The organism is Streptomyces sp. NPDC007346, from assembly GCF_040703535.1.
In the GTDB taxonomy this organism is placed as follows: Bacteria; Actinomycetota; Actinomycetes; order Streptomycetales; family Streptomycetaceae; genus Streptomyces.
Window position 1 is genome coordinate 40,866 of the sequence record NZ_JBEYKR010000001.1, and the last position, 24,028, is coordinate 64,893.

General features: G+C 71.1%; 20 protein-coding genes and 1 pseudogene. 12 read left to right on the top strand and 9 right to left on the bottom strand.

Features of this window, described 5'->3' with window-relative positions:
- Window positions 1-14: 14 nt before the first annotated feature.
- From AB0917_RS00145 to AB0917_RS00155, 3 genes are all read right to left on the bottom strand, one after another.
- Complete coding sequence (locus AB0917_RS00145; protein WP_366817143.1) at window positions 15-239, bottom strand: DUF397 domain-containing protein; 225 nt, start codon at window positions 237-239, stop codon at window positions 15-17.
- Window positions 240-301: 62 nt separating this feature from the next.
- The gene (locus AB0917_RS00150) at window positions 302-526 is read right to left on the bottom strand and encodes a DUF397 domain-containing protein (RefSeq protein WP_366817144.1); all 225 of its coding nucleotides are present in this window, start codon (window positions 524-526) and stop codon (window positions 302-304) included.
- The gene (locus tag AB0917_RS00155; protein ID WP_366817145.1) at window positions 513-1,337 is read right to left on the bottom strand and encodes a helix-turn-helix transcriptional regulator; all 825 of its coding nucleotides are present in this window, start codon (window positions 1,335-1,337) and stop codon (window positions 513-515) included. The genes AB0917_RS00150 and AB0917_RS00155 overlap by 14 nt, the downstream gene beginning before the upstream one ends.
- Window positions 1,338-1,561: 224 nt before the next feature.
- On the opposite strand from AB0917_RS00155, the gene AB0917_RS00160 reads away from it, so the two are divergent.
- Window positions 1,562-1,972: a hypothetical protein gene (locus tag AB0917_RS00160; protein WP_366817146.1), complete on the top strand. Its 411-nt coding sequence runs from the start codon at window positions 1,562-1,564 to the stop codon at window positions 1,970-1,972.
- On the opposite strand, the gene AB0917_RS00165 is transcribed toward AB0917_RS00160, so the two are convergent.
- Both AB0917_RS00165 and AB0917_RS00170 read right to left on the bottom strand, forming a co-directional pair.
- Window positions 1,945-2,451 (bottom strand): DUF6584 family protein, encoded by a 507-nt coding sequence (locus AB0917_RS00165; RefSeq protein ID WP_366817147.1) that lies wholly within the window; start codon window positions 2,449-2,451, stop codon window positions 1,945-1,947. The two genes, AB0917_RS00160 and AB0917_RS00165, sit on opposite strands and share 28 nt — an antisense overlap.
- 94 nt (window positions 2,452-2,545) lie before the next feature.
- Window positions 2,546-4,138: an MFS transporter gene (locus AB0917_RS00170; protein ID WP_366817148.1), complete on the bottom strand. Its 1,593-nt coding sequence runs from the start codon at window positions 4,136-4,138 to the stop codon at window positions 2,546-2,548.
- 403 nt (window positions 4,139-4,541) lie between these two features.
- Between AB0917_RS00170 and AB0917_RS00175 the strand changes: the two genes are divergently transcribed.
- From AB0917_RS00175 to AB0917_RS00185, 3 genes are all read left to right on the top strand, one after another.
- Entirely contained in the window at window positions 4,542-4,994 is a 453-nt protein-coding gene (locus tag AB0917_RS00175; RefSeq protein WP_366817266.1) for a MarR family transcriptional regulator, read from the top strand.
- Window positions 4,995-5,137: 143 nt separating this feature from the next.
- Window positions 5,138-7,363, top strand: a complete 2,226-nt coding sequence (locus AB0917_RS00180; RefSeq protein WP_366817149.1) for an ATP-dependent RecD-like DNA helicase — start codon at window positions 5,138-5,140, stop codon at window positions 7,361-7,363.
- 214 nt (window positions 7,364-7,577) lie between these two features.
- Entirely contained in the window at window positions 7,578-8,876 is a 1,299-nt protein-coding gene (locus AB0917_RS00185; RefSeq protein WP_366817150.1) for a citrate synthase, read from the top strand.
- A gap of 801 nt (window positions 8,877-9,677) precedes the next feature.
- Here AB0917_RS00185 and AB0917_RS00190 read toward each other — a convergent pair.
- The 3 genes and pseudogenes from AB0917_RS00190 to AB0917_RS00200 all read right to left on the bottom strand — a co-directional run.
- Window positions 9,678-9,911 (bottom strand): annotated as a pseudogene (locus tag AB0917_RS00190) (haloacid dehalogenase); the annotation flags it as partial.
- A 195-nt stretch (window positions 9,912-10,106) separates the two neighbouring features.
- Window positions 10,107-10,427: a heavy-metal-associated domain-containing protein gene (locus tag AB0917_RS00195; protein WP_366817151.1), complete on the bottom strand. Its 321-nt coding sequence runs from the start codon at window positions 10,425-10,427 to the stop codon at window positions 10,107-10,109.
- A 215-nt stretch (window positions 10,428-10,642) separates the two neighbouring features.
- Complete coding sequence (locus AB0917_RS00200; RefSeq protein WP_366817152.1) at window positions 10,643-11,401, bottom strand: TetR/AcrR family transcriptional regulator; 759 nt, start codon at window positions 11,399-11,401, stop codon at window positions 10,643-10,645.
- Window positions 11,402-11,559: 158 nt separating this feature from the next.
- Between AB0917_RS00200 and AB0917_RS00205 the strand changes: the two genes are divergently transcribed.
- From AB0917_RS00205 to AB0917_RS00215, 3 genes are all read left to right on the top strand, one after another.
- Window positions 11,560-13,986 (top strand): MMPL family transporter, encoded by a 2,427-nt coding sequence (locus AB0917_RS00205; RefSeq protein ID WP_366817153.1) that lies wholly within the window; start codon window positions 11,560-11,562, stop codon window positions 13,984-13,986.
- Window positions 13,987-14,230: 244 nt separating this feature from the next.
- Window positions 14,231-14,980 (top strand): class I SAM-dependent methyltransferase, encoded by a 750-nt coding sequence (locus AB0917_RS00210; protein ID WP_366817154.1) that lies wholly within the window; start codon window positions 14,231-14,233, stop codon window positions 14,978-14,980.
- Window positions 14,981-15,080: 100 nt separating this feature from the next.
- Entirely contained in the window at window positions 15,081-15,635 is a 555-nt protein-coding gene (locus AB0917_RS00215) for a DinB family protein (protein WP_366817156.1), read from the top strand.
- Between the two features lie 10 nt (window positions 15,636-15,645).
- On the opposite strand, the gene AB0917_RS00220 is transcribed toward AB0917_RS00215, so the two are convergent.
- Window positions 15,646-16,590, bottom strand: coding sequence for a sugar phosphate isomerase/epimerase (locus tag AB0917_RS00220; RefSeq protein WP_366817157.1), 945 nt, complete (start codon window positions 16,588-16,590; stop codon window positions 15,646-15,648).
- Between the two features lie 132 nt (window positions 16,591-16,722).
- On the opposite strand from AB0917_RS00220, the gene AB0917_RS00225 reads away from it, so the two are divergent.
- The 5 genes from AB0917_RS00225 (at window position 16,723) to AB0917_RS00245 (ending at window position 23,993) form a co-directional block, all read left to right on the top strand.
- On the top strand, window positions 16,723-17,904 hold the full coding sequence (locus AB0917_RS00225; protein WP_366817158.1) for a 5-dehydro-2-deoxygluconokinase: 1,182 nt from the start codon (window positions 16,723-16,725) through the stop codon (window positions 17,902-17,904).
- Between the two features lie 167 nt (window positions 17,905-18,071).
- Window positions 18,072-18,890: a deoxyribose-phosphate aldolase gene (locus AB0917_RS00230; RefSeq protein WP_366817267.1), complete on the top strand. Its 819-nt coding sequence runs from the start codon at window positions 18,072-18,074 to the stop codon at window positions 18,888-18,890.
- Between the two features lie 116 nt (window positions 18,891-19,006).
- Entirely contained in the window at window positions 19,007-20,107 is a 1,101-nt protein-coding gene (gene iolB / locus AB0917_RS00235) for a 5-deoxy-glucuronate isomerase (protein ID WP_366817159.1), read from the top strand.
- Window positions 20,108-20,394: 287 nt separating this feature from the next.
- Complete coding sequence (locus tag AB0917_RS00240; protein ID WP_366817269.1) at window positions 20,395-22,437, top strand: thiamine pyrophosphate-dependent enzyme; 2,043 nt, start codon at window positions 20,395-20,397, stop codon at window positions 22,435-22,437.
- Between the two features lie 53 nt (window positions 22,438-22,490).
- On the top strand, window positions 22,491-23,993 hold the full coding sequence (locus tag AB0917_RS00245; protein ID WP_366817160.1) for a CoA-acylating methylmalonate-semialdehyde dehydrogenase: 1,503 nt from the start codon (window positions 22,491-22,493) through the stop codon (window positions 23,991-23,993).
- The last annotated feature ends 35 nt before the right edge of the window (window positions 23,994-24,028 follow it).

The following is a 24,028-nucleotide window of genomic DNA, read 5'->3' on the forward strand; positions in this document are numbered from 1 at the left end:
GGAGTCGTTGTGCGTCAGGCGGTGAACTCGTCGTGCTTGACGGCGGCGACGAAGCGGGTCCAGCCCTGGCGGGAGAAGGTCAGGGTGGGCCCGCCGGGAATCTTGCTATCGCGTACGGGAAGGGTGGCGTAGTCGTACGCGACCTCAAGGCACTCGCCCTGGTCCCCGCCGCTGTAGCTGGACTTGCGCCACCCGGGCAGGGCTGCGCCGTCAGTGGTGGTGGCCTCGGTGGTGTGCATGCTCGTGCTCCTCCGTGATGCTTCGGCGTACGCCACCGGAGCCGTCGGCGGGCCGCCGTATGTCAGGCGGTGAACTCGTCGTGCTTGACGGCGGCGACGAACTGGGACCAGCCCTGGCTGGAGAAGGTCAGCGTGGGGCCCGTGGGGGTCTTGCTGTCGCGTACGGGGACGGTGGTGTGGCCGCCCGCGACCTCAAGGCACTCGCCCTGGTTCCCGCCGCTGTAGCTGGACTTGAACCAGCCCGTGAGGGTGGACGCGTCCGCAATGCTCCGCCTACTGCTGACCATGTTCGTGCTCCTCCGCTGCGGCCCGCACGCGGGCCACCGATTCCTGGTGCGACAACGCATCGCCGAGAGCGAGATCGTAGGCCGTGCGACTGGACGCCACCAAGCGTGGATCATCCATCAGATTGCCCGTCTGGAAGCCCTCGACGTACGCCACCGGCGCTGAGTCCGCGAAGCTCATCAGCGTCAGCAGGCTCTGCTGGAGGGAGTGAGCCCCCGCCTCGAACGGCAGCACGTGCAGCCGCAGCCGCCCTACCTCAGCCATGTCCGCGATCTTCCGCAGTTGCGTGGCCATCACCTGCGGACCACCGACCCGACGTCGCAGTACCGCCTCGTCCAGCAGGGTCCACATCACCGGCTTCAGCGGGCCGTCGAGGATGCGAGCACGCTCTGTTCGAATGACAACGTCCTGGTCAACCTCCTCCCGGCGGTGGTTGGGCCGGTACGCCTGGAACAGGGCCCGTGCGTAGTCGTCTGTCTGCAACAGGCCGGGCACGAGCGTCAGCGCGAACTGCTGGATGAGTACCGCCTGCTGCTCCAACTCCGCCACGGCCGCGAAGTTTTCGTCGTACTTCGTCTCCAGGTCCTCAAGCCACCGCGCGAAGAACCCATCCGTCCCCAGCGCCCGGTCGATCCGCTGCGCGTCGTCCGGGCTCGGCAGCCGCCGCCCCGCCTCGTAGTGGCTGATGAGTGTCGGCGAGCAGACCACCTGCTCGGCCAGCGCCTCCTGTGTCATCCCGGCGGCCAAACGTCGCAGCTTCAGCTCCTCGCCGTACTTCTGCCGTGCCGTGCGCGGCCTTTCGTTCGCCCTCATACGCACCCAACTCCTCAATCTGACCAGCGTGCTGTCATGCCCGACCCCCTAGAAGCGTAGCGACTCGCGACCCCACTCTGTGATGAGTTCGCTACGGAAAGAAGCGACGCCCGCACGATGAAGGACGAGAAAGTAGGCCCCATGAACCACACCCCCGCCCGGCCCACGAAGCCGCTGCCGCCATTCCCGAGCCTTCGTGCCGGCCGTGGAAGCGAGGTCGTCGCATGAGGGTGATCGACGGGCGGCATGCCTCCACCGCACGGCTGTTGCCGTGGACGGGTACCGGGGGCAAGCCCTGCTACGTCATCGGGAACGGCACCGGTTACGTGTCGCGGAGGGCTGACGAGGTGGAGGACATCCAGCTCGACATGGCCTACGAGCTGCTCGGGCACGCCGACGGTCTACTGGCCGAGCCCGGCGTCACCCCGCCTCAACTCCACTTCCTCGCCAGCCGGTTGAGCGAGTGCCTGGAGCAGGTCCATCGGATCGCGGAGAGCCGGGGCTCCCGATTGGAGGCCGCGCTCCCACAACCCGAGCTTCCCGAGGCCGAGCCCCCTTACCCCGCGCCGCCTCAGTCCGCACCCCCTCACCCCGAGCCCCCTTGGCCTCAGGCGAACAGCGAGACCACCCCATAGACCCAGATCCCCAGGAAGCCGAGGGTGAGCAGCAGGCACCCGCCGCCCGTCAGGGCATCGGCCAGCCGCCCGCTCTCCCGCGCGTCGCCCCTCACCTCGGCCAAGCCGTCCCACGTGACCGGCCGCCCCAGGGTCTCCGAGGCGGCTTCCCGTACGGCGGTCAGGCGTTCGGCGGCGAGCGGCGTGGGCGCGTCCGACTCCGTACCCCGCCAGGCCACGGCCCGCATCCGGCGTACGGCATGGGCGTACCGCTCCTCGAAGGCCGCCGTCTCCTCCGGTGAGCGGTCCTCCTCCAGGTACATCCAGCGGCCGGCCTCCGCCGCGTCGCCGTACAGGCGGTAGACGTCGGCCAGTCGGCGGCGGGGCGCGGGTTCGTGCGGGTAGGAGGAGACCAGGCCGCGCAGACGCTGCCTCGCCACCGGTATGCGTCCGGCGGCGAGGTCCGCGTCCACGCGGGCCAGGGTGTCGTTCAGGGCCATGCGCTCATCATGAGGGCGGGGGAGAGGTACGTACGAACGAGTTCTCCACCGGCCCACCGGCCACCGGGCCACCAGGCCGTTCCGCCCTCCCCGCCTACCCTGTCCTCCCCGCCTTCCCCGCCCTCCCCACCGACCGGGCCCTCCCCGTCCTCTCCGCGCTCCCTGCCCGCCCCGCCCTCGGTGACATGAACAGCGTCGCCGCCAGCGCCAGGAGCAGCAGCCCCGCGCAGACGTACCCGGAGACCTGTACGCCCACCGCCATCGCCTCGCGCGCCGCCTGCGCCGCCGGGGCCGTACGCGGGTCCTCCGCGAAGGCGCCGATCACCGAACCGGCGCTCTCCGTGACGACGCCGCCCAGCCGTTCCGCCTCCTCGGCGGCGACCCCGTCCCGCGTGAGGCGGTCGGTCATGCCGGAGGCCAGTGTGCTGAAGAAGAGGGTCGTGAGGAGCGCGATGCCCAGCGCCGAGCCGAGTTCGCGTGCCGCGCTCTGGATGCCCGAGCCCTGCCCGGCGCTGCGGGGCGGGACGTCCACCAGGACGATGTTGGTCACCTGCGCCGTGGCGAAGCCGACGCCGATTCCGTACACGAACAGCGCGACGGCGATCAGCCACCACGCACTGTCCGTCGAGGCGATCAGCGCCAGCATCGCCAGTCCCGCCGCCTCCAGCACCAGGCCGAGCCGTACCTGCGTGAGGGCCGAGACCGTCGCCGACATCGGGAAGCTCGCCCCGGAGGCGGCGAAGCTGCCCGCGGCGAGGGCGACCAGGGCCAGGCCCGCCTGGAACGCGCTGTAGCCGAGCGCGAACTGGAGCCAGAGCGGCAGCATCGCGATGATGCCGAACTCGCCGAGCCCGACCATCAGCGTCACGAAGTTGCCGTTGCGGAACGAGCGGATACGGAAGAGGCCGACGTCCATCAGCGGTTCGCCGCCCGACCGGCCGAGCACCGCCTGCCGCCGCCAGAACGCCCCCAGCGTCAGGGCGGAGAGGAGGAAGGCGACACATACGGGTGACAGCCCGCCGCTCCACGAGAGGCCGCCGATCTCCAGCGGCTCCGTCGTCATCAGCCAGCCGTGTGTGCGGCCCTCGATGAGGGCGTACGCGAGCAGGCCGAGGCCGGCCGCCGACAGTACGGCTCCGACCCCGTCGATACGGCCCCGGGTGCGCGGCGACACGTCCAGGTACAGCAGGCCTCCCGCCACGATCAGGGCGACCAGCGGGATGTTGATGCCGAAGGCCCAGCGCCAGGAGAAGTCCGCGAGCCACCCGCCGATCAGCGGGCCCACGGCCGCCGCCGCTCCGATGGTCGAGCCCCAGACGGCGAACGCCTGGCCCCGGGCGCGACCGGAGAACGTGGCGTTCAGGAGGGCCAGCGAGGTGGGCAGGATCATCGCCCCGCCGACGCCCTGGACGAACCGGGCCAGGATCAGCAGTCCGCCGCTGGGCGCGAGGGCGGCCAGCAGGCTCGTCGCGCCGAACACGACGAGCCCCAGCAGGAAGATCCTGCGTGCGCCGTAGAGGTCGCTGAGGCGCCCGGTGACCAGGAGGAGGGCCGCGAAGGTGATCGCGTACGACTCCTGGATCCACTGCGCCTCGGACGAGCCGATGGAGAGGTCCTCGATGATCGGCGCGAGGATCACGTTGACGATCGTGATGTCCACGACGATCAGCGCGACGCCCAGGGCCACGGCGATGAGGCCGAGCCACTGACGTACGGAAGGAGAAGCCTCCGCCGGGTCGGAGCGGTCGGCAGGTTCTGCGCGTTCGGCAGGTTCTGAGCCCTGGGCGTGTTCGGGAGGTCTTGAGGCTTCGGCAGGTTCAGAGGCTCGGGTCGGTTCGGCGCGTTCGGGCATGGTGCTTCGACTCCCCGTAGTTGCTTTGCCGTAAAGGTAATTAGCTTTGCGGCAAAGGTAAATGTGGCGCGGTAGGTTGTCAAAGCGTGTGAGAGCGGGAGAGAGAAGGTGGGGCGGAGCCATGGCCGACGCTGAGGCGGAAACCGGCAGAGCTGATGCGGGAGCCGGCCGAGGCGGCACGGGAGCCGACAGGAACGGCGCAGGTGGTGGCGGCGACGGGACCCGCGTCGACCACCTCATGGACGGCCTGCGCGCCTTCGGCGCCAACTACACCGAGTTCACCCGCCGCTTCGCGAACTGGCTCGGGCTGCACTCCACCGATGCCATGGCCCTGGTGGAGATCCTGTACGCCGAGGACAAGGGCACGCCCCTCTCGCCCGCCCGCCTCAGCGAGCGCGTCTCGCTCTCCTCCGGCGCCACCGCCATCCTCCTCAAGCGGCTCGAACAGGCCGGGCACATCGTCCGCACCCGCGAGAGCACCGACCGCCGGGTCGTCACCCTGCGCAGCAGCCCCGAGATCCGGCCGCGCGCCGAGGCGTTCTTCGGGCCGTACACGGAACGGATGGCCGAGGCGATGGCCGCGTACTCACCGCACGAGATCCGGCGGTTCGAGGGCTTCATCGGCGACCTGCGCTCGACCATGGACGCCCTGCTCGCGAACGAGTACCGGGACGGCGGCCCCACGGAGTGAGAGACCCCAGGCCCCGGGCCCCCAAGCGCCGGGCCCCAGACCTCAGGCACCGGGCACCAGGCACCGGGCACCAGGCACAGGGTCCTGGGCCCCGCTTCCGGGGTGCGAACGGCGTTGTCAGTGGGGCCCGGTAGCGTCGGGTCATGTCCAACATGGCCGTCATCGAAGGGGTCCTGGAGAGGATCACGTACGCCAACGAGGAGAACGGGTACACGGTCGCCCGCGTCGACACCGGGCGCGGAGCCGGAGACCTCCTCACGGTGGTCGGCGCGCTGCTCGGCGCGCAGGTCGGTGAGTCGCTGCGGATGGAGGGCCGTTGGGGCTCGCACTCCCAGTACGGCAAGCAGTTCACCGTCGAGAACTACACCACCGTCCTGCCCGCCACCATCCAGGGCATCCGCCGCTATCTCGGCTCCGGGCTGATCAAGGGCATCGGGCCGGTGATGGCCGACCGGATCACCACCCACTTCGGCGTCGACACCCTCGACATCATCGAGAACGAACCCCAGCGGCTCGTCGAGGTCCCCGGCCTCGGCCCCAAGCGCACGAAGATGATCGCGGCCGCGTGGGAGGAGCAGAAGGCGATCAAGGAGGTCATGGTCTTCCTCCAGGGCGTCGGCGTCTCCACCTCCATCGCCGTCCGCATCTACAAGAAGTACGAGGACGCCTCGATCTCCGTCGTGAGGAACCAGCCCTACCGGCTGGCCGCCGACGTCTGGGGCATCGGCTTCCTCACCGCCGACAAGATCGCCCAGGCGGTCGGCATCCCGCACGACAGCCCCGAACGGGTCAAGGCCGGCCTTCAGTACGCCCTCTCCCAGTCCTCCGACCAGGGCCATTGCTACCTCCCCGAGGAGCGGCTCATCGCGGACGGGGTCAAGCTCCTCCAGGTCGACACCGGCCTGGTCATCGAGTGCCTGGCCGAGCTGGCCGCCGATCCGGAGGGCGTCGTACGGGAGAAGGTGCCGTCGCCGGAGGGCGGCGAGCCGATCACCGCCGTCTACCTCGTCCCCTTCCACCGGGCCGAGCTGTCCCTCGCCGGGCAGGTGCGGCGGCTGCTGCGGACCGGGGAGGACAGGATGGCGGCCTTCCAGGACGTGGACTGGGACAAGGCGCTGGCCTGGCTCGCGACGCGTACGGGGGCGGCTCTCGCACCCGAGCAGGAGGAGGCCGTACGGCTCGCGCTCAGCCGGAAGGTGGCCGTCCTGACCGGCGGGCCCGGCTGCGGGAAGTCGTTCACCGTACGGTCCATCGTCGAGCTGGCACGGGCCAAGCGGGCGAAGGTCGTGCTGGCCGCGCCCACGGGCCGCGCCGCCAAACGGCTGGCCGAGCTGACCGGCGCCGAGGCGTCCACCGTCCACCGGCTGCTGGAGCTGAAGCCGGGCGGGGACGCGGCGTACGACCGGGACCGCCCGCTCGACGCCGACCTGGTCGTCGTCGACGAGGCCTCCATGCTCGACCTGCTCCTCGCCAACAAGCTCGTGAAGGCGGTGGCACCCGGTGCCCACCTCCTCCTCGTGGGCGATGTCGACCAACTGCCCTCGGTCGGGGCGGGGGAGGTGCTGAGCGACCTGCTCGCGGAGGGCAGTCCGGTCCCCGCCGTCCGCCTCACCCGGATCTTCCGGCAGGCCCAGCAGTCCGGGGTCGTGACGAACGCCCACCGGATCAACGCCGGGCAGCCGCCGCTCACCGAGGGCCTGAGCGACTTCTTCCTCTTCGTGGAGGACGAGACGGCGGACGCGGGGAAGCTGGCGGTGGATGTGGCGGCGCGCCGTATCCCGGCCAAGTTCGGTCTCGACCCGCGCCGTGACGTGCAGGTCCTCGCCCCGATGCACCGGGGTCCGGCGGGCGCGGGGGAGCTGAACGGGCTGCTCCAGCAGTCCATCACCCCGGGCCGGCCCGACCTCCCGGAGAAGCGGTTCGGCGGTCGTGTCTTCCGGGTCGGCGACAAGGTCACCCAGATCCGCAACAACTACGACAAGGGTGAGAACGGCGTCTTCAACGGCACGGTCGGCGTCGTCACCGGCCTGGACGTGGACGAGCAGAAGCTCACCGTCCGCACCGACGAGGACGAGGAGATCGGCTACGACTTCGACGAGCTGGACGAGCTGGCCCACGCCTACGCCATGACGATCCACCGCTCCCAGGGCAGCGAGTATCCCGCCGTCGTCATCCCCGTCACCACCAGCGCCTGGATGATGCTCCAGCGCAACCTGCTCTACACGGCCGTGACGCGGGCCAAGAGGCTCGTCGTCCTGGTCGGGTCCCGTAAGGCGATCGGCCAGGCCGTCCGCACGGTTTCCGCAGGCAGGCGGTGTACGGCGCTGGATTTCCGGCTCCGGGGCGGCTCGGGGGAAGACTTCTCGTGACCCCCGCACAAAAATGATCGATCAAATCGGTGGGAAACATCACGGAGGTCTTCCGGAACCGCAGTCAAGGGGGCAGGATGAGTAAGTTGGCGGCACTCAGTGCCGTCAGTAGGTCCAATGGACGACCCCGAGTGCACTCTCCTGAGCCGAATGGGGGAGGGTGGAGACAGTCAGGGCACCTCGAAGAAGAGGCACTACGTCGGTGAGGGATGACGTGAGCGAGCACACCAACAACGCTGTAGTACTGCGGTACGGCGATGACGAGTACACCTACCCGGTGATCGACAGCACCGTCGGCGACAAGGGCTTCGACATCGGGAAGCTCCGGGCCAATACCGGCCTGGTGACGCTGGACAGCGGATACGGCAACACCGCCGCCTATAAATCCGCCGTCACGTACCTCGACGGTGAGCAGGGCATTCTGCGCTACCGCGGATACCCGATCGAGCAGCTCGCCGAGCGCTCGTCGTTCCTCGAGGTCGGGTACACGCTGATCAACGGCGACCTTCCGAAGGTCGACGAGCTGGCCGCCTTCAAGAACGAGATCACCCAGCACACGCTGCTGCACGAGGACGTCAAGCGGTTCTTCGACGGCTTCCCGCGGGACGCCCACCCGATGGCCATGCTGTCCTCGGTGGTCAGCGCGCTGTCCACGTTCTACCAGGACAGCCACAACCCGTTCGACGAGGAGCAGCGCCACCTCTCGACGATCCGCCTGCTGGCGAAGCTGCCGACGATCGCGGCGTACGCGTACAAGAAGTCGATCGGGCACCCCTTCGTCTACCCGCGCAACGACCTCGGGTACGTCGAGAACTTCCTGCGCATGACCTTCTCGGTCCCCGCCCAGGAGTACGAGCTGGACCCGGTCGTCGTCTCGGCGCTGGACAAGCTGCTCATCCTGCACGCGGACCACGAGCAGAACTGTTCGACCTCCACCGTGCGTCTGGTCGGTTCCTCGCAGGCGAACATGTTCGCCTCGATCTCCGCCGGCATCTCGGCGCTGTGGGGCCCCCTGCACGGTGGCGCCAACCAGTCGGTGCTGGAGATGCTGGAAGGCATCCAGGCCAACGGCGGCGACGTCGACTCCTTCATCCGCAAGGTGAAGAACAAGGAGGACGGCGTCCGCCTGATGGGCTTCGGCCACCGGGTGTACAAGTCGTTCGACCCGCGCGCCAAGATCATCAAGGCCGCCGCCCACGACGTGCTGTCCGCGCTCGGCAAGTCCGACGAGCTGCTCGACATCGCGCTCAAGCTGGAGGAGCACGCGCTCTCCGACGACTACTTCGTCTCGCGCAACCTCTACCCCAACGTGGACTTCTACACCGGTCTGATCTACCGGGCCATGGGCTTCCCGACCGAGATGTTCACCGTGCTCTTCGCGCTCGGCCGCCTTCCGGGCTGGATCGCCCAGTGGCACGAGATGATCAAGGAGCCGGGTTCCCGCATCGGCCGCCCGCGCCAGATCTACACCGGCGAGGTCCTGCGCGACTTCGTCCCCGTAGAGGGCCGCTGACCCGCGTCTGTACCACCTGGTCGGGGGCCGCTGAGCAGGACCTCGTACCGCCTGGTCGGGGGTCGTTGACCCACGTCTCGTACCACCTGGTCGAGGGCCGCTGAGCAGGGCCTCGCACCGTCGCACCACCCTTGCACCACCCCGTAGTGCCCGGCCTCTTCGGCCGACTGCCTTCGCCCCGCGTACCGCGCTTCGCACCGAGCGCGGTGTCCGGGGCGATTCGGCGTTCTGAGGCCCTGTGGGGTGGGTGCGGCCGGGGTTACGGTCCTTGGGGTCCCTGGGTGCCGGAACCGGGCCCGCAGGGCCGCCTGAGCGGCTCTGAGCCGGTTCTGCGCCGGTTCTGAACCAAGCTTCCCGAACCCGCGGCAGAGTCGGGCCTGAGTCGGCCCTGAGCCGGGTCTGAGTCGATCCCCGAGCCGCGCGGCCTGAACCGGGCCCCGAGCCGAGGCCCCTGAACGGTCGTGAACGCGAGAAACGCCCCGCCGCCGATCCCCCCACGGGTCGACGGTCAGGGCGCTTCCCATATCCCGGAGCGGATTCCCCCCACGGGATCCGGCCGGGCGTCTGCAGGGAGCCGAAGCTCCCGTTGTTGTGCTGCGGTCTGCCGGGGTACGTACGCACGGGAGGGCCGCTCAAAGCTCCCCGGTGCACGTGCCCCGGCTCAACGCTTGCCACAGGAGCGTCCCCCAAGACACTCCATACGGACGTCCCCCAAGACATCCTTGGCATCGCACTCTAAGACTCACGAACCCACCGGATGGTTACCCTGTGATCGGTGTGATCTAAATCTCTTTGTGGAAGTTACGTGAAGGCACGCAACCGATGGCTGTTCGTGACGACGAACACGGACGAAAACGCCATGGCGGCTCCCGCGATCTCCTGGTTGAGCAGGCCACTTGCAGCCAGGGGTGATGCCGTGACCTCGTACCCGAGGGTTCGGAGGAGGTCGCCCCTGATGGGGGAAAGAGTACGCCTGGACGGGTGGATTGTGTGAGTGGTCACCTTGAGATCTCCACGAACCGGCGTGAGGCCGCTCCGGCCCGCTTACGCGCGTGCGCCGAGCCGGCCTCGGTTCCGGCCCCGGTCCGCCCTCGGCCTCGGGCGCGACCGGGGTTCCGGCCGCCGCTGCGCCGGCTGTGTCAGGGCTCCTGGGTGACGCAGGTCGGGCCGTACCTCACCGGTATCTGCCGGTGGGCGCGGCCCGACGGAGGGAAGGTGGTGCGGCGGCGCTCAGGCGGCCCGGCCGACGAGCTCATAGCCGGCCTCGTCGACGGCGGCGCGTACGGCGTCGTCGGTCAGTGGCGCCTTGGAGGAGACGGTGACGCGGCCGGTGGAGGCGACGGCCTCCACGGACGTCACGCCGCCGAGCGTGGAGATCTCCTCCGACACGGCGCCCTCGCAGTGGCCGCAGGTCATGCCCTTCACCTCGTACACCGTGGTGACCGAGTCGGTCGACTCGATCTGTACGTCGGCGGAGCCGCCGTGGCAGGAACCGGTGGGCGAGCAGCAGGAGCCGGTGGACTGGGTGGTGGGCTCGGTCTCGGCGGTCATGGCGTTCTCCTCTTCGGCAAGGCGGACACAGGGTTCGTCAGTGATCGTCAGTGATCGTCAGTACGTCTTCGGTCAACACGTTCTGGCGGCCTGCGCATGGGACGCATGAGGCGCGAGGGGCCGCAGGGAAGCCCGGGGCGCCTCACTCACTCCACACTATACCCCTAGGGGGTATGGAGAGGCGAGGGCGCGCCAGGCGCTGCCGAAGGGTGGTTTCAGTCCTGAGGTGTACGGCCCTGCCGGGCGTGCGGGGCCAGGTGGGGTGAGTCGTCGCCGATCAGGGGGTCCAGGTAGCGGAACATGAGCGCCTTCAGCTCGCGGATGTAGGCGTCCCGCTCCTCGCCCTCGTGGGCCATGATCAGGTCGAGCCCGGCCTTGAACGCCATGAAGGCCATGTCGGCGACCCGGTGGACCTGGTCGGCGGGGGCGTCCGGGAGGTAGCCGAGCAGGATCTCCTCGACCCGGGTCAGCATGGTGGCGTGCACGGTGTCGTGCGCCTCGGTGATCCGGCCGGGGACCTCCGAGCCGTGCATCAGGGCGAAGAACGCCGGGTTCTCGCAGTTGAAGGCGATCAGCGGGTCGAGCACGGCGTCCAGCATCCGGTCGAGCGGCAGTTCCATGTGGCTCGGGGTGAAGGCGGCGCCGTAGGTGTCGCCCCAGTGGTGGAGCAGCTGGTCGCCGAGCTCGACGGCGATGGCCTCCTTGTTCGGGAAGAACTGGTACAGCGTGCCCGGCGAGACGCCGGCTTCGCGGGCGATGGCGTTGGTGCTGGACGCGGTGTAGCCGCTGGCGGAGAAGACGCGGGCCGCGGCCTGGAGCAGCTGGGCGATACGGGCTTCGCCGCGAGCCTGGCGGCGGCGTGGGCGGGCGGCCTCCGTGAGGCCGCCGGCGGTCCTGTCGGCAGCCCCGTCGGCTGGGGGCTTGCTGGCTGCGCCTTCCCCTGTGGCGCCCTTCCTGGCTTTGGACTCCGGCACGGTCAATCCCCAGCTTTCATGATGCGATTGACAAACACGAGTCTTCGCTCGCATTCTTATGAAACGCGAGCGACTACTCGTGTTTGCCAGTGTAAGTGGCAACGACTGACCCATGCTGCCTTGTGCCGCCCGGGTCTCGGTGAAGGGGACACCGCACCATGTCCGAAGTCAACGGTCCACCCACTACCGCCGGGCCGTCCGGTCCGCCTGGCCCAACCGGTCGGGCCGATTCATCCGGTCCGTCCGGTCGGTCCGGTCAGTTCGGCCAGTCCGGTCCGTCCGGTCCATCCGGTCGGTCCGGGCCGACCAGGGCGTCCGCTCCGCAGCCTGTCGGAGGCTGGACCCGGTTCGTCACCGCCAGGCCCCGGCTCGCCCTGCTGACCGCCCTGGTCATCACCGCCCTCGCGGTGTTCGCGGGGAGCGGGGTGGCCGACCGGATGGGCAGCGGTGGCTGGCAGGCACCCGACGCCGAGTCGTCCTACGCGACTCAGGCGCTGGAGCGGGAGTTCCCCGCCTCGCAGCCCAACCTGCTCCTGCTGGTGGACAGCGGCACCGCCTCCGTCGACGATCCGGCGGTGGCCGCCGAGGCCGCACGGCTCACCGAACGGCTCGCCGCCGAGCAGGGCATATCGGGAGTCACCTCCTACTGGCAGACCCGGACGCCCGCCCTGCGCGCCGAGGACGGCCGCGAGGCGCTCATCGCGGCCCGGATAGGGGGCGACGAGACGGAGGCGAGCAAGACGCTCGAACGGATCGCTCCCGCCTTCGCCGGGGAGAGCGGCCCGGTGACGGTCTCGGTCGGCGGGCCCGTCGCCGTCCAGCACGAGATGCAGAAGATCATCCAGGAGGACCTGCTGCGGGCCGAGCTCATCGCCCTGCCGGTGACGCTCGTCCTGCTGGTCATGGTCTTCGGCAGTGCGGTCGCCGCCATGCTGCCGCTCCTCGTGGGCATCGTCGCCATCCTCGGCACCAACGCCGTGCTGCGCGGTCTGACCGAGTTCACCGATGTCTCGGTCTTCGCCATGAACCTCACCACGGCCCTCGGCCTCGGACTGGCCATCGACTACGCCCTGTTCATCGTCCGACGCTTCCGCGAGGAACTGGACGCCGGAGCCGACACCCGGGCGGCGGTCGGCACCACGCTGCGCACGGCCGGACGCACGGTGCTCTTCTCCGCGCTGACCGTCGCCGTGTCCCTCTCGGCGATGCTCGTCTTCCCGATGTACTTCCTGCGCTCCTTCGCCTACGCCGGCATCGCCGTGGTCCTGCTGGCCGCTGCCGCCGCACTGATCCTGCTTCCCGCCGCGTTCATGCTGCTGGGCCCCCGGGTCAACGCGCTCGACCTGCGCCGCCTGCTGCGCCGCGGGAAGGGGACGGCGGCCCCGGAAGCCGCTGCCGAGGAGTCCGGCAAGGGGTGGGCCCGCTTCGCCGGGCTGGTGATGCGCAGGGCGCCCGTCTTCGCCATCGTCACCACGGTGGGGCTCGTCCTCCTCGGACTGCCCTTCCTCGGCGTCAAGTTCGGTACGGCGGACGACCGCCAGCTCCCCGCCGGGGCCGAGTCCCGGGTGGTCCAGGAGCACATCCGGGACGGCTTCCCCGGCAGCCCCGGCGGCGGCCTGGAGATGCTGGTCGAGGGGGAGGGGACCCCTGCGGCGTACGCAGCCCTCAAGGACCGGATCGAGAAGGTCCCGGGCGTGCTGGGGGTCGAGGGCCCGGTCACGTCGGACTCGACCGCGTACTTCAGCGTGCTGCCGCAAGGCGTGGCGGTCGGGGAGCAGGCCCAGCAGCTGGTACGGGACCTGCGCGCGATACCCGCCGACTCCTTCGACACCTCGGTGACGGGCACGGCGGCCGTCCTCGTCGACTCCAAGGACGCCATCGCGGACCGGCTGCCCTGGGCGATCGGCATCATCGTCGTGGTGACGCTGCTCCTGGTCTTCCTGCTCACCGGCAGCGTGCTCATCCCGATCCAGGCGGTCGCGCTCAACGCCCTCAGTCTGACGGCGATGTTCGGCGCGGTGGTCTGGGTCTTCCAGGACGGGAACCTCTCCGGGATCCTCGCCTTCACCAGTACGGGGGACATCGAGACGACCCTGCCCGTGCTGATGTTCTGCGTGGCCTTCGGCCTCTCCATGGACTACGGGGTCTTCCTGCTCTCCCGCATCAAGGAGGAGTACGACCGGACCGGCGACCACGAAGGCTCGGTCACCTTCGGACTGGCCCGCACCGGTGGCCTGATCACCGCGGCCGCCGTGATCCTCGCGGTCGTGATGGTCGCCATAGGCACCTCGCGGGTCACCAACACCAAGATGCTGGGGCTCGGGATCGCGCTCGCCGTCCTGATGGACGCCATGGTGGTCCGCAGCCTGCTGGTCCCCGCCGTGATGAAGCTGACGGGCCACGCCACCTGGTGGGCGCCCGGACCGCTGCGAGCCTTCCACCAGAGGTTCGGCCTCAGCGAAGGCGAATCGGCCCCGGCCGGCTCCGGTACGAAGAGTGCGCCCGGCGGCCCGGGGGAGCCCACGGGCGGCGGGGAGATACCCGAGGCGGTCCGGGAGGGGGAGAAGGTCACCACGGGGGCGTAGCCGCACGACGCCTCCGCGGTCGGCCCGAAACCCGTTCGGAAAGGGGCCCAGGGCCAGCCGTGGAAGGCCCTCCGGCGGGCCGTGGCAGGCACGCGGAGGGCCTGGCGGCCGGGGCGGAGGGGGCGGTGCCCACCTGCCTGGCAACGCACCCTTCGAGTGCCGCCAGCGCGATCGTTGAACCAGCGGTGACCTGGGCTTTCTTCCCCCTCGACCTCTAAAATTGGCGTACAGAGAAAGGGGTCTGATGGACCGGAACATCCGCACGGCGGACGACGTCATGACACTCCTGGACGACCTGTTCGCACCCGAAGCACACCGCTGGACCGCCGGTGCCGCTTCGTGGTGGGACGACTTCTACGCGGACCGCTCGAAGCCGGTGCCCTTCTTCGTGGACAAGCCGGACGAGAACCTCGTCTCGTACGTCGACCGGGGGCTGATCACTCCGGGCCGCGCACTCGACCTGGGCTGTGGCGCCGGGCGCAACACACACCGGCTGGCCTCCCTGGGCTTCGACGTCGACGGGATCGACCTCTCCCCGGCGGCGGTCGCCTGGGCCGAGGAGCGCGCCGGAGTTCCGGGAGGTGAGGCCCGGTTCCACTGCGGGGACGCCTTCGTCCTGACGTCGGAAGGGGCGGAGCTGGCGGGCCCGTACGACCTGATCCATGATTCCGGGTGCTTCCACCACCTGCCGCCCCACCGGCGTGTCAGCTACCTCGCTCTCCTCGATCGCTGCCTCGCCCCCGGCGGGCATTTCGCGCTCACCTGCTTCGCGGCGGGGAAGGGCGGCATGGGCTCCGAGCTGCCGGACGCGGAGCTGTACCGGAAGGGCGACCTGGGAGGCGGGCTCGCCTACACCCCCGAGGAGTTGCGCGGCATCTTCTCGGATCTGACGGAGATCGAGGTGCGCCGCATGCGTGACGAGGCGCCCGCATCCCCGCTCTTCGGTGAGCCCTTCCTCTGGACGGCACTGTTCCGCAAGGAGCCCCGGCAGTAGCGCAGTAGCGCAGTGGTGCAGTGGTGCGGCAGTGGCGGTCGAGTGCCGGTGTGGTGCGCGATCCGGGGCGATGTCAGACCCGGATGCCACGATGATGACCATGAGCACTACCGAACGTTCGATGCCCCCGTTGGTCGCCGACGAGCGCGCCTCGCTGGAGAGCTGGCTCGACTTCTACCGCGCCACCCTTGCCCAGAAGTGCGCGGGGTTGCCCGAGGAGCGGCTCCGTGAGGCGTCGGCGACGCCCTCGGCGATGACCTTGCTCGGGCTGGTCCAGCACGCTGCGGCGGTCGAGCGGACCTGGTTCCGGCGGGTCCTCGCGCAGGAGGACGTCCCGCCGCTGTTCGCCCCGGACGACGCGGCCGGAGACGAGACCGGAGGCGAGGGCGGAGGCGAGGGCGGAGGTGGTGGACACGACGGTGGGTTCGAGCTGGCCGAGGGCGCCACGTACGACGACGCGGTGGCGGTGTGGGAGGCCGAGGTCCGCCGGGGCCGGGAGAACTGTGCGGCGCGCAGGCTCGACGACACCAGCCCGTTCATGGGCGGGGAGGTGACGCTGCGCTGGATCTACACGCACATGATCGGCGAGTACGCGCGCCACTGCGGGCACGCCGACCTGATCCGCGAGCGCATCGATGGGCGTACGGGGGTCTGACCGGGCGGTTTCAGTTCGCCGTGCCGGACGTGCCGCGCCTGCCGGGTGTCCCGCAGGAGCGGAGGAACTCGCGGGTGCGGCGCGCGATCGGGAGCGGCTTGTCCGGGTCGCACGGGTACATGTCCTGTTCCACGATCGCGAACAGGTCGACGTCCAGGGCGCGCGCCGCGTCCAGGACCGGTTCCAGGGCGGGGACACCGCCGGGCGGTTCGCACATCACGCCCCGCGCCACCGCCGGGCCGAACGGGACCTCCTCCGCCACCACGGTCGCCAGGATCTCGGGGTCGACCTGCTTGAGGTGGAGGTAGCCGATGCGCTCCCCGTACGTCTCGATGAGCTTGACGCTGTCGCCGCCGCAGTAGGCGTAGTGCCCGGTGTCCAGGCAGAGCGAGACCAGGGAGGGATCGGTGGCGTCGAGGAAGCGGTTGACGTTCTCCTCGCTGTCGATGTGGGTGTCCGCGTGCGGGTGGACGACGATGCGGAGCCCGTAGCGCTCCCGGACCTCCCGGCCCAGCCGCTCCGTCTGGGTGGTCAGCTCCCGCCACTGCGCGGGGGTGAGCGTGCGGTCCTCCAGGACCTCGCCCGTCTTGTCGTCGCGCCAGAAGGAGGGGATGACGACCAGGTGTTCGGCGCCCATGGCCCGGGTCAGCTCGGCGATGTCGGAGACATGGGCCCAGGTCCGGTCCCAGACGCCGGGGCCGTGGTGCAATCCGGTGAAGACGGTGCCGGCGGAGACGGTCAGCCCACGGCCACGGGTCTCGTCCGTCAGCCGGGCCGGGTCGGTGGGCAGATAGCCGTACGGGCCGAGCTCGATCCACGCGTACCCGGCCTCGGCCACCTCGTCGAGGAAGCGCTGCCAGGGAACCTGCTGCGGGTCGTCGGGGAACCACACCCCCCAGGAGTCGGGTGCCGAGCCGATACGAATGCGGGCCGAAGAGGGTGCGGAGGGGGTCATATCGCCCAGCGTCGTGGCCCGTGCGGAAGGGTGTCAAGGGTTCGTCCGAATGTCCGGACAAAATGTTGACAGGGTTCCCGGGAGGGGACTAGACCTGGGATCAGCCGGCCACCGGGGGTCGAAGGGATGCGCATGTCTGAGCCGTACGACGTGATCACCATGGGCCGGATCGGGGTGGACATCTACCCCCTGGACATCGGGGTGCCGCTCGCCCGGGTCGAGACGTTCGGCAAGTTCCTCGGCGGCTCCCCGACGAACGTCGCGGTGGCGGCGGCCCGGCTGGGACGGCGGACGGCGGTGATCACCCGGACCGGCCGGGACGCCTTCGGGGACTACCTCCACCAGGAGCTCAAGGGGTTCGGGGTGGACGACCGGTGGGTGACGGAGGTCGAGGAGTATCCGACCCCGGTCACCTTCTGCGAGATCTTCCCGCCGGACGACTTCCCCCTCTACTTCTACCGGCAGCCCAAGGCGCCCGACCTGGAGATCCACCCGCCGGAACTCGACCTCGACGCGGTGCGCGACGCCCGGATCTTCTGGATGACCGGCACCGGACTCAGCGCCGAACCGAGCCGGGCCGCGACACTGACGGCGCTCCGGGCCCGCAGCGAGAGTGCCCGTGCCGAGAGAGACCGCAGCGAAGGCGCCCGCAGCGAAGGCGCCCGCAGTGGAAGCGTCCGCAGTGGGAGCGCGAGGGGCGGCGAGGAATCGGCCGGGCAGCCTCGTACCGCGACCGTGTTCGACCTGGACTGGCGGCCCATGTTCTGGGACGGCGCAGACCACAGTTCCGTGGCGCCCGCCCGCTACCGGGAAGCGCTCGCCCACGCCACCGTCGCCGTCGGCAACATCGACGAGTGCGAGATCGCGACCGGCGAGCGCGAACCGCACGCCGCCGCCCGCGCCCTGCTCGCGGCCGGGGTGGAGCTCGCCGTCGTCAAGCAGGGGCCGAAGGGCGTCCTCGCCGTCCACCGCGACGGCTCCACCGCCGATGTGGAGCCGCTGCCGGTGGAGGTCGTCAACGGGCTCGGCGCCGGGGACGCGTTCGGGGGCGCACTCTGCCACGGGCTGCTCGCCGGATGGGACGTCGCCCGGATCATGCGGTACGCGAACGCCGCCGGGGCCATCGTCGCCTCCCGCCTCGCCTGCTCCTCCGCGATGCCCTTCCCGGCCGAGGTCGAACGTGCGCTCGCGGAGGGGGCCGTCGCCGCCGAGCCGACCGGTGCTGCCGGCGCGGCTCGTGCGTACGGAGGAGGCCCTGGCGTTCAGGCGGACGCCGCCGCCCCCGCCCCGCCCCCTGCCGGAGCGGAGTCATGACCCCCGCCGCCCCGGCCGCCCCCTCCGTCCGCGACCTGGTCCGGCTCCGCGCCGAGCACCCCGAGGCGGTCGCCGAAGCCGCCGCGCGACGGCAGCGGCGCCCCCTGCTCCGTACGGCCGACACGGCCACGGACCGCGACACCGCCACGGGAGGCCGCGACACCGCCATGGACCGCGAGGGCCCGGCCGGCCGGGCGCGCGCCACGCACCCCGGCCGGCTGATGATCATCGCCGCCGACCACCCCGCACGCGGTGCCCTCGCCGTCGGGGACCGGGCCCTGGCCATGGCCAACCGGTTCGAGCTGCTCCAGCGGCTCTGCCTCGCCCTCTCCCGCCCCGGGGTCGACGGCGTCCTCGCCTCCGCCGACGTCCTGGACGACCTGCTCCTCCTCGGCGCCCTGGAGGACAAGGTCGTCATGGGCTCCATGAACCGGGGCGGGCTCGCGGGCGCCGCCTTCGAGCTGGACGACCGGTTCACCGGGCACCGCCCCGAGGACCTGGTCCGCCACGGCTTCGACGCGGGGAAGCTGCTGCTCCGCATCGACCACGACGACCACGGCTCCCTGGACACCCTGCACACCGCCGCCCGCACCATCGACGCGATGGCCGCGCACCGGCTGCCCGTCTTCGTCGAACCGTTCCTCTGCCGCCGCGTCGACGGCCGCCTCCGCACCGACCTGGGCGCCACCGCCGTCGCCACGTCCATCGCCATCGCGTCGGGCCTGGCCGGGACCTCCGCGTACACCTGGCTCAAGGTCCCCGTCACCGAGGACCCGGACGACATGGCCCGGGTCATGGAGACCTCCACGCTGCCCGCCGTCCTGCTCGGCGGGGAGGTGGGCGACGACCTGGACGGGGCCTACGGGAAGTGGCGCGAGGCGCTGCGGCTGCCGACCGTGCGGGGGCTGGTCGTGGGGCGTTCGTTGCTCTACCCGGTCGACGGGGACGTGGCGGGGGCCGTCGACACCGCCGTATCGCTGCTCTAGCCGGGAAGGACGGGAAGACCGGGAAGACCGGGAAGGACGGGGAGACCGGGAGGGACGGGGAGACCGGGAAGACCGGGAGGGGCGGGGAGACCGGGAAGGACGGGTAAGGAGTGGGCATGGACACGCACCACGAGCAACACACCGGGGGAGCCGAGGGCATCCGTCCCGCCGCGCGCCACCACCTGCCCTCCGGCAGCGCGGGCCGAGGGCCCTATGTCTTGGATATCGATCCGAAAATGGCCGGATGGGACCGGTCCAGTCTCCGCGTTCTGGAGCTGGAGCCGGGCGGAGTTCATACGCTCGTCACCGGGGAGTGCGAGTGGATCGTCCTGCCGTTGACCGGTGGCTGTACGGTGCGTACGGCAGGTGACACCTTTGAACTGCTGGGCCGGGAAAGCGTGTTCAGCGGGGTGAGTGATTTCGCCTACGTGCCACGCGACGACCGAGCACAGATCGCCTCCGGCGCAGGAGGCCGCTTCGCCCTGGCAGGAGCGAAGTGCGAGCGACGACTCCCCGCTCGCTACGGCCCCGCGCCGGAGGTACCCGTCGAACTGCGCGGCACCGGCAGTTGTTCGCGCCAGGTCAACAACTTCGCCGCCGCCGACACCTTCGTATGCGACCGCCTGATCGCCGTCGAAGTCCTCACGCCCGGGGGCAACTGGTCCTCCTACCCGCCCCACAAGCACGACGAGCACGTCCCGGGTGAGGAGTGCGAGCTGGAGGAGATCTACTACTTCGAGGTGGAGGGCGGCGGCCTCGGCTACCACCGGGTCTCGCCGTCGCGCGAGGGCGGTACGGATGTTCTCGCCGAGGTCGGCAGCGGCGACGCGGTCCTCATCCCCGACGGCTGGCACGGCCCGTCGATCGCCCCGCCCGGCCGGACGCTGTACTACCTGAACGTCATGGCGGGGCCGGGGGAGGAGCGGGCCTGGCTGATCCGCGACCATCCGGACCACGGATGGATCCGCGACACCTGGCCGGACGAGCCGGTCGACGCGAGACTGCCGCTGTACACGGCGCGTCCGCAGACGGTGCAACCACGGACCGCGCATCCGCAGACCGCGCACTCGCAGGCGGCCCGCCCGCAGACCCCGCACTCGCAGGCGGCCCATCCGCAGACCGCGCGTCCCCAGACGGTTCGCCCGCAGACCGCGCATCCGCAGACGGCCCGCCCGGAAGCGGACCGGCCGTCGCCCGGCCCGGAGGTAACGCCTTGAGCCCGACGAGTCCCGCGAGCCGCACCGACCGCGAGAGCCCCCCGAGCCCCGTCGACCGGGCGAGCACCCCGGGCCGTACCGACGCGGCGAGCACCCTGGACCGTACCGACCCGGCGAGCACCCCGGGCCGTAGCGACTGCGAAAGGCCCCCGGGCCGCACCGACCCGGCGAACACCCCAGGCCGTTCCGACCGCGAAAGCGCCCCAGGCCGCACCGATCGGCCGAGCGCCCCCGCCCCCGTCGACCGCGAGAGCCCCGCGAGCGCGCGGCGCGCTCCCACCCGCCGCCTGACCACCGCTCAGGCCCTGGTCGCCTTCCTCGCCCGCCAGTACACCGAGCGCGACGGCCGCCGCCACCGCCTGATCAACGCCACCTGGGGCATCTTCGGCCACGGCAACGTCGCCGGGATCGGCCAGGCGTTGGTGGAGGCGGGCAACGGAAACCGGACCACGCACCGCATGCCGTACCTCCAGGGCCGCAACGAGCAGGCCATGGTGCACGCGGCCGTGGGGTACGCCCGCCAGTCCGGCCGGCTCTCCGCGCACGCGGTGACCACCTCCATCGGCCCCGGCGCCACCAACCTCGTCACCGGCGCCGCCCTCGCCACCATCAACCACCTGCCCGTCCTCCTCCTCCCCGGCGACACCTTCGCGACCCGGCCCGCCGACCCCGTACTCCAGCAGCTCGAAGTCCCGTACGCCGGTGACGTGTCGGTCAACGACTGCCTGCGGCCCGTCTCGCGCTACTTCGACCGCGTCACCCGCCCCGAAGCGCTGATCCCGGCGGCCCTTCAGGCGATGCGGGTCCTCGCCGACCCCACCCAGACGGGCGCGGTCACGCTCGCGCTGCCGCAGGACGTGCAGGCGGAGGCGTACGACTGGCCGGAGGAGTTCTTCGCCGAGCGCGTCTGGCAGGTCCGCAGGCCGGCGCCCGACGCGGCCGAACTGGAAGCGGCGGTACGGGCGGTTCGCTCCGCCCGCCGCCCCCTGATCGTCGCGGGCGGCGGAGTCCGCCACAGCGCCGCCGAGGAGACCCTCGCCGCGTTCACCGCCGCCACCCGGATCCCGGTCGCCTCCACCCAGGCGGGCAAGGGGGCCCTGCGCCACGACCACCCGGCGGACGTGGGCGGCATCGGCCACACCGGTACCGCCACCGCCGACGAGCTGGCCCGCACCGCCGACCTGGTGATCGGCGTCGGCACCCGGTACACGGACTTCACCACGGCGTCCGGCACGCTCTTCGAGAACCCGGCCGTCCGCTTCCTCAACCTCAACATCACCGGCTTCGACGCCCACAAGCTCGCCGCCCTCCCCCTGGTCGCCGACGCCCGCACCGCCCTGGAGGCGCTCACGAGCGCGCTCGCCGGACGGGGCTACCGGGTCGACCCGGCGTACGAGACGGAGTACACCGGCGCGAAGGAGGCGTGGGAGGAACAGGTCGAAGCGTCCTTCACCACCCCCGACCCCACCGCGCGCCCCACCCAGACCCAGGTCCTCGGCCTGCTCGACGCCCTGGTCACCGAGGAGGACATCCTCATCAACGCCGCCGGTTCTCTCCCCGGCGATCTCCACAAGCTCTGGCGCACCCGCTCCCGCGACCAGTACCACGTGGAGTACGGCTACTCCTGCATGGGCTACGAGATCCCGGCCGCGATCGGCGTCCTGCTCGCCACCGAAGCCCACGGGCCCGCGACCGGAACCCTCAGACCCGCCACCGAAGCCCACGGGCCCGCGACCGGAACCCTCAGGCCCGCCACCGGAACCCACAGACCCGCCACCGAAGCCCACAGACCCGCGACCGGAACCCACCGGCCCACCAACGGACTTCAGAAGCCGCCCCGCCCCGTCTGGGCGCTCGTGGGCGACGGCACGTACCTGATGAACCCCACCGAGATCGTCACCGCCGTCCAGGAGAACCTGCCGCTGAAACTGCTGATCCTCCAGAACCACGGGTACGCCTCCATCGGCGGCCTCTCCGAAGCGGTCGGCGGCGAGCGCTTCGGTACGGCCTACCGCCACCGTGACGCCGAAGGGGGCTTCACCGGCCCGCCGCTCCCCGTCGACCTGGCCGCCAACGCGGCCTCCCTCGGCCTGCGCGTCCTGCGCGCCACCACCGTCGACGACCTGCGCAAGGCCCTCGCCGAGGCCCGCGACGCGGAGGGCCCCACTTGTGTCTACGTCGAGACCGAAACGCCCGACACAGTGTCGGGCCCCCCTCCGGCACAGGCGTGGTGGGATGTTCCGGTGGCCGAGACCGCGAGCCGGCCGGCGGCGGTCGAGGCCCGGGAGGAGTACGACCGGCAGGTCGCCGCCCGGCGCCGCCACCTGTGAATCCACGCCCGCGCCCGCGCCTGCCCGAGGCCCGAAGCCCGAAGGAGTACGTCATGACGAAGACCGTCAACCACTGGATCGGCGGCAAGACCGCGGAAGGCACGTCGGGCCGGTACGGCCCCGTCACGGACCCGGCCACCGGCGCGGTCACCACGCGGGTGGCGCTGGCCTCGGCCGAGGAGGTCGACGCGGCCGTCGCGGCGGCGAAGGCCGCGTACGCCACCTGGGGCACGTCCTCCCTCGCCCAGCGCACCGCGGTCCTCTTCCGCTACCGCGCGCTGCTGGACGCCCACCGCGACGACCTCGCCGCGCTGATCACCGCCGAGCACGGCAAGGTGCACTCGGACGCGCTGGGGGAAGTCGCCCGCGGTCTGGAGATCGTCGAGCTGGCGTGCGGGATCACCACCCAGCTCAAGGGCGAGCTCTCCACCCAGGTCTCCAGCCGCGTCGACGTCTCCTCGATCCGCCAGTCCCTCGGCGTGGTCGCGGGCATCACCCCGTTCAACTTCCCGGCCATGGTGCCGATGTGGATGTTCCCGCTGGCGGTCGCGTGCGGCAACACGTTCGTGCTGAAGCCGAGCGAGAAGGACCCGTCGTCCGCCAACCTGCTGGCCGAGCTGGCGGCCGAGGCGGGCCTCCCGGACGGCGTCCTCAACGTCGTCCACGGGGACAAGGTCGCGGTCGACGCCCTGCTCGACCACCCCGACGTGGCGGCCGTCTCCTTCGTCGGCTCCACCCCCATCGCCCGCCACATCCACGCCACGGCCTCCGCCAACGGCAAGCGGGTCCAGGCCCTCGGCGGCGCGAAGAACCACATGCTGGTCCTCCCGGACGCAGACCTGGACGCGGCGGCCGACGCGGCGGTCTCGGCGGCGTACGGCTCCGCCGGTGAGCGCTGCATGGCGATCTCGGCGGTCGTGGCGGTCGGCGCGATCGGTGACGAGCTGGTCGCCAGGATCCGCGAGCGCGCCGAGAAGATCAGGATCGGCCCCGGCAACGACCCCGCCTCAGAGATGGGCCCCCTCATCACCGCCGCCCACCGCGACAAGGTCGCCTCCTACGTGACGGGCGCCGCGGCCCAGGGCGCGGAGGTCGTCCTCGACGGCACGGGCCACACGGTGGAGGGGTTCGAGGACGGCCACTGGATCGGCCTCTCCCTCCTGGACAAGGTCTCCACCGACTCCGACGCGTACAGGGACGAGATCTTCGGCCCGGTGCTGTGCGTGCTCCGCGTGGAGACGTACGACGAGGGCGTCGCCCTCATGAACGCCTCGCCGTACGGCAACGGCACCGCGATCTTCACCCGCGACGGCGGCGCGGCCCGCCGCTTCCAGCTGGAGGTCCAGGCGGGCATGGTCGGCGTCAACGTCCCGATCCCGGTCCCGGTCGGCTACCACTCCTTCGGCGGCTGGAAGGACTCCCTCTTCGGCGACCACCACATCTACGGCAACGACGGCGTGCACTTCTACACCCGGGGCAAGGTCGTCACCACCCGCTGGCCGGACCCGGCGGACGCACCGGCGGGCGTCGACCTGGGCTTCCCGCGCAACCACTGAGACCGCCGAAACCGCCGAAACCACTGAGACCGCCG

Coding starts and splice junctions, on each gene's coding strand:
- AB0917_RS00195 (WP_366817151.1), bottom strand. CDS start 10,427: ATGACCGCCGAGACCGAGCCCACCACCCAGTCCACCGGCTCCTGCTGC.
- AB0917_RS00225 (WP_366817158.1), top strand. CDS start 16,723: ATGTCTGAGCCGTACGACGTGATCACCATGGGCCGGATCGGGGTGGAC.
- AB0917_RS00150 (WP_366817144.1), bottom strand. CDS start 526: ATGGTCAGCAGTAGGCGGAGCATTGCGGACGCGTCCACCCTCACGGGC.
- AB0917_RS00245 (WP_366817160.1), top strand. CDS start 22,491: ATGACGAAGACCGTCAACCACTGGATCGGCGGCAAGACCGCGGAAGGC.
- AB0917_RS00230 (WP_366817267.1), top strand. CDS start 18,072: ATGGACCGCGAGGGCCCGGCCGGCCGGGCGCGCGCCACGCACCCCGGC.
- AB0917_RS00175 (WP_366817266.1), top strand. CDS start 4,542: ATGGACGGCCTGCGCGCCTTCGGCGCCAACTACACCGAGTTCACCCGC.
- AB0917_RS00155 (WP_366817145.1), bottom strand. CDS start 1,337: ATGAGGGCGAACGAAAGGCCGCGCACGGCACGGCAGAAGTACGGCGAG.
- AB0917_RS00145 (WP_366817143.1), bottom strand. CDS start 239: ATGCACACCACCGAGGCCACCACCACTGACGGCGCAGCCCTGCCCGGG.
- AB0917_RS00160 (WP_366817146.1), top strand. CDS start 1,562: ATGAGGGTGATCGACGGGCGGCATGCCTCCACCGCACGGCTGTTGCCG.
- AB0917_RS00220 (WP_366817157.1), bottom strand. CDS start 16,590: ATGACCCCCTCCGCACCCTCTTCGGCCCGCATTCGTATCGGCTCGGCA.
- AB0917_RS00210 (WP_366817154.1), top strand. CDS start 14,231: ATGGACCGGAACATCCGCACGGCGGACGACGTCATGACACTCCTGGAC.
- AB0917_RS00165 (WP_366817147.1), bottom strand. CDS start 2,451: ATGGCCCTGAACGACACCCTGGCCCGCGTGGACGCGGACCTCGCCGCC.
- AB0917_RS00205 (WP_366817153.1), top strand. CDS start 11,560: ATGTCCGAAGTCAACGGTCCACCCACTACCGCCGGGCCGTCCGGTCCG.
- AB0917_RS00215 (WP_366817156.1), top strand. CDS start 15,081: ATGAGCACTACCGAACGTTCGATGCCCCCGTTGGTCGCCGACGAGCGC.
- AB0917_RS00180 (WP_366817149.1), top strand. CDS start 5,138: ATGTCCAACATGGCCGTCATCGAAGGGGTCCTGGAGAGGATCACGTAC.
- iolB (WP_366817159.1), top strand. CDS start 19,007: ATGGACACGCACCACGAGCAACACACCGGGGGAGCCGAGGGCATCCGT.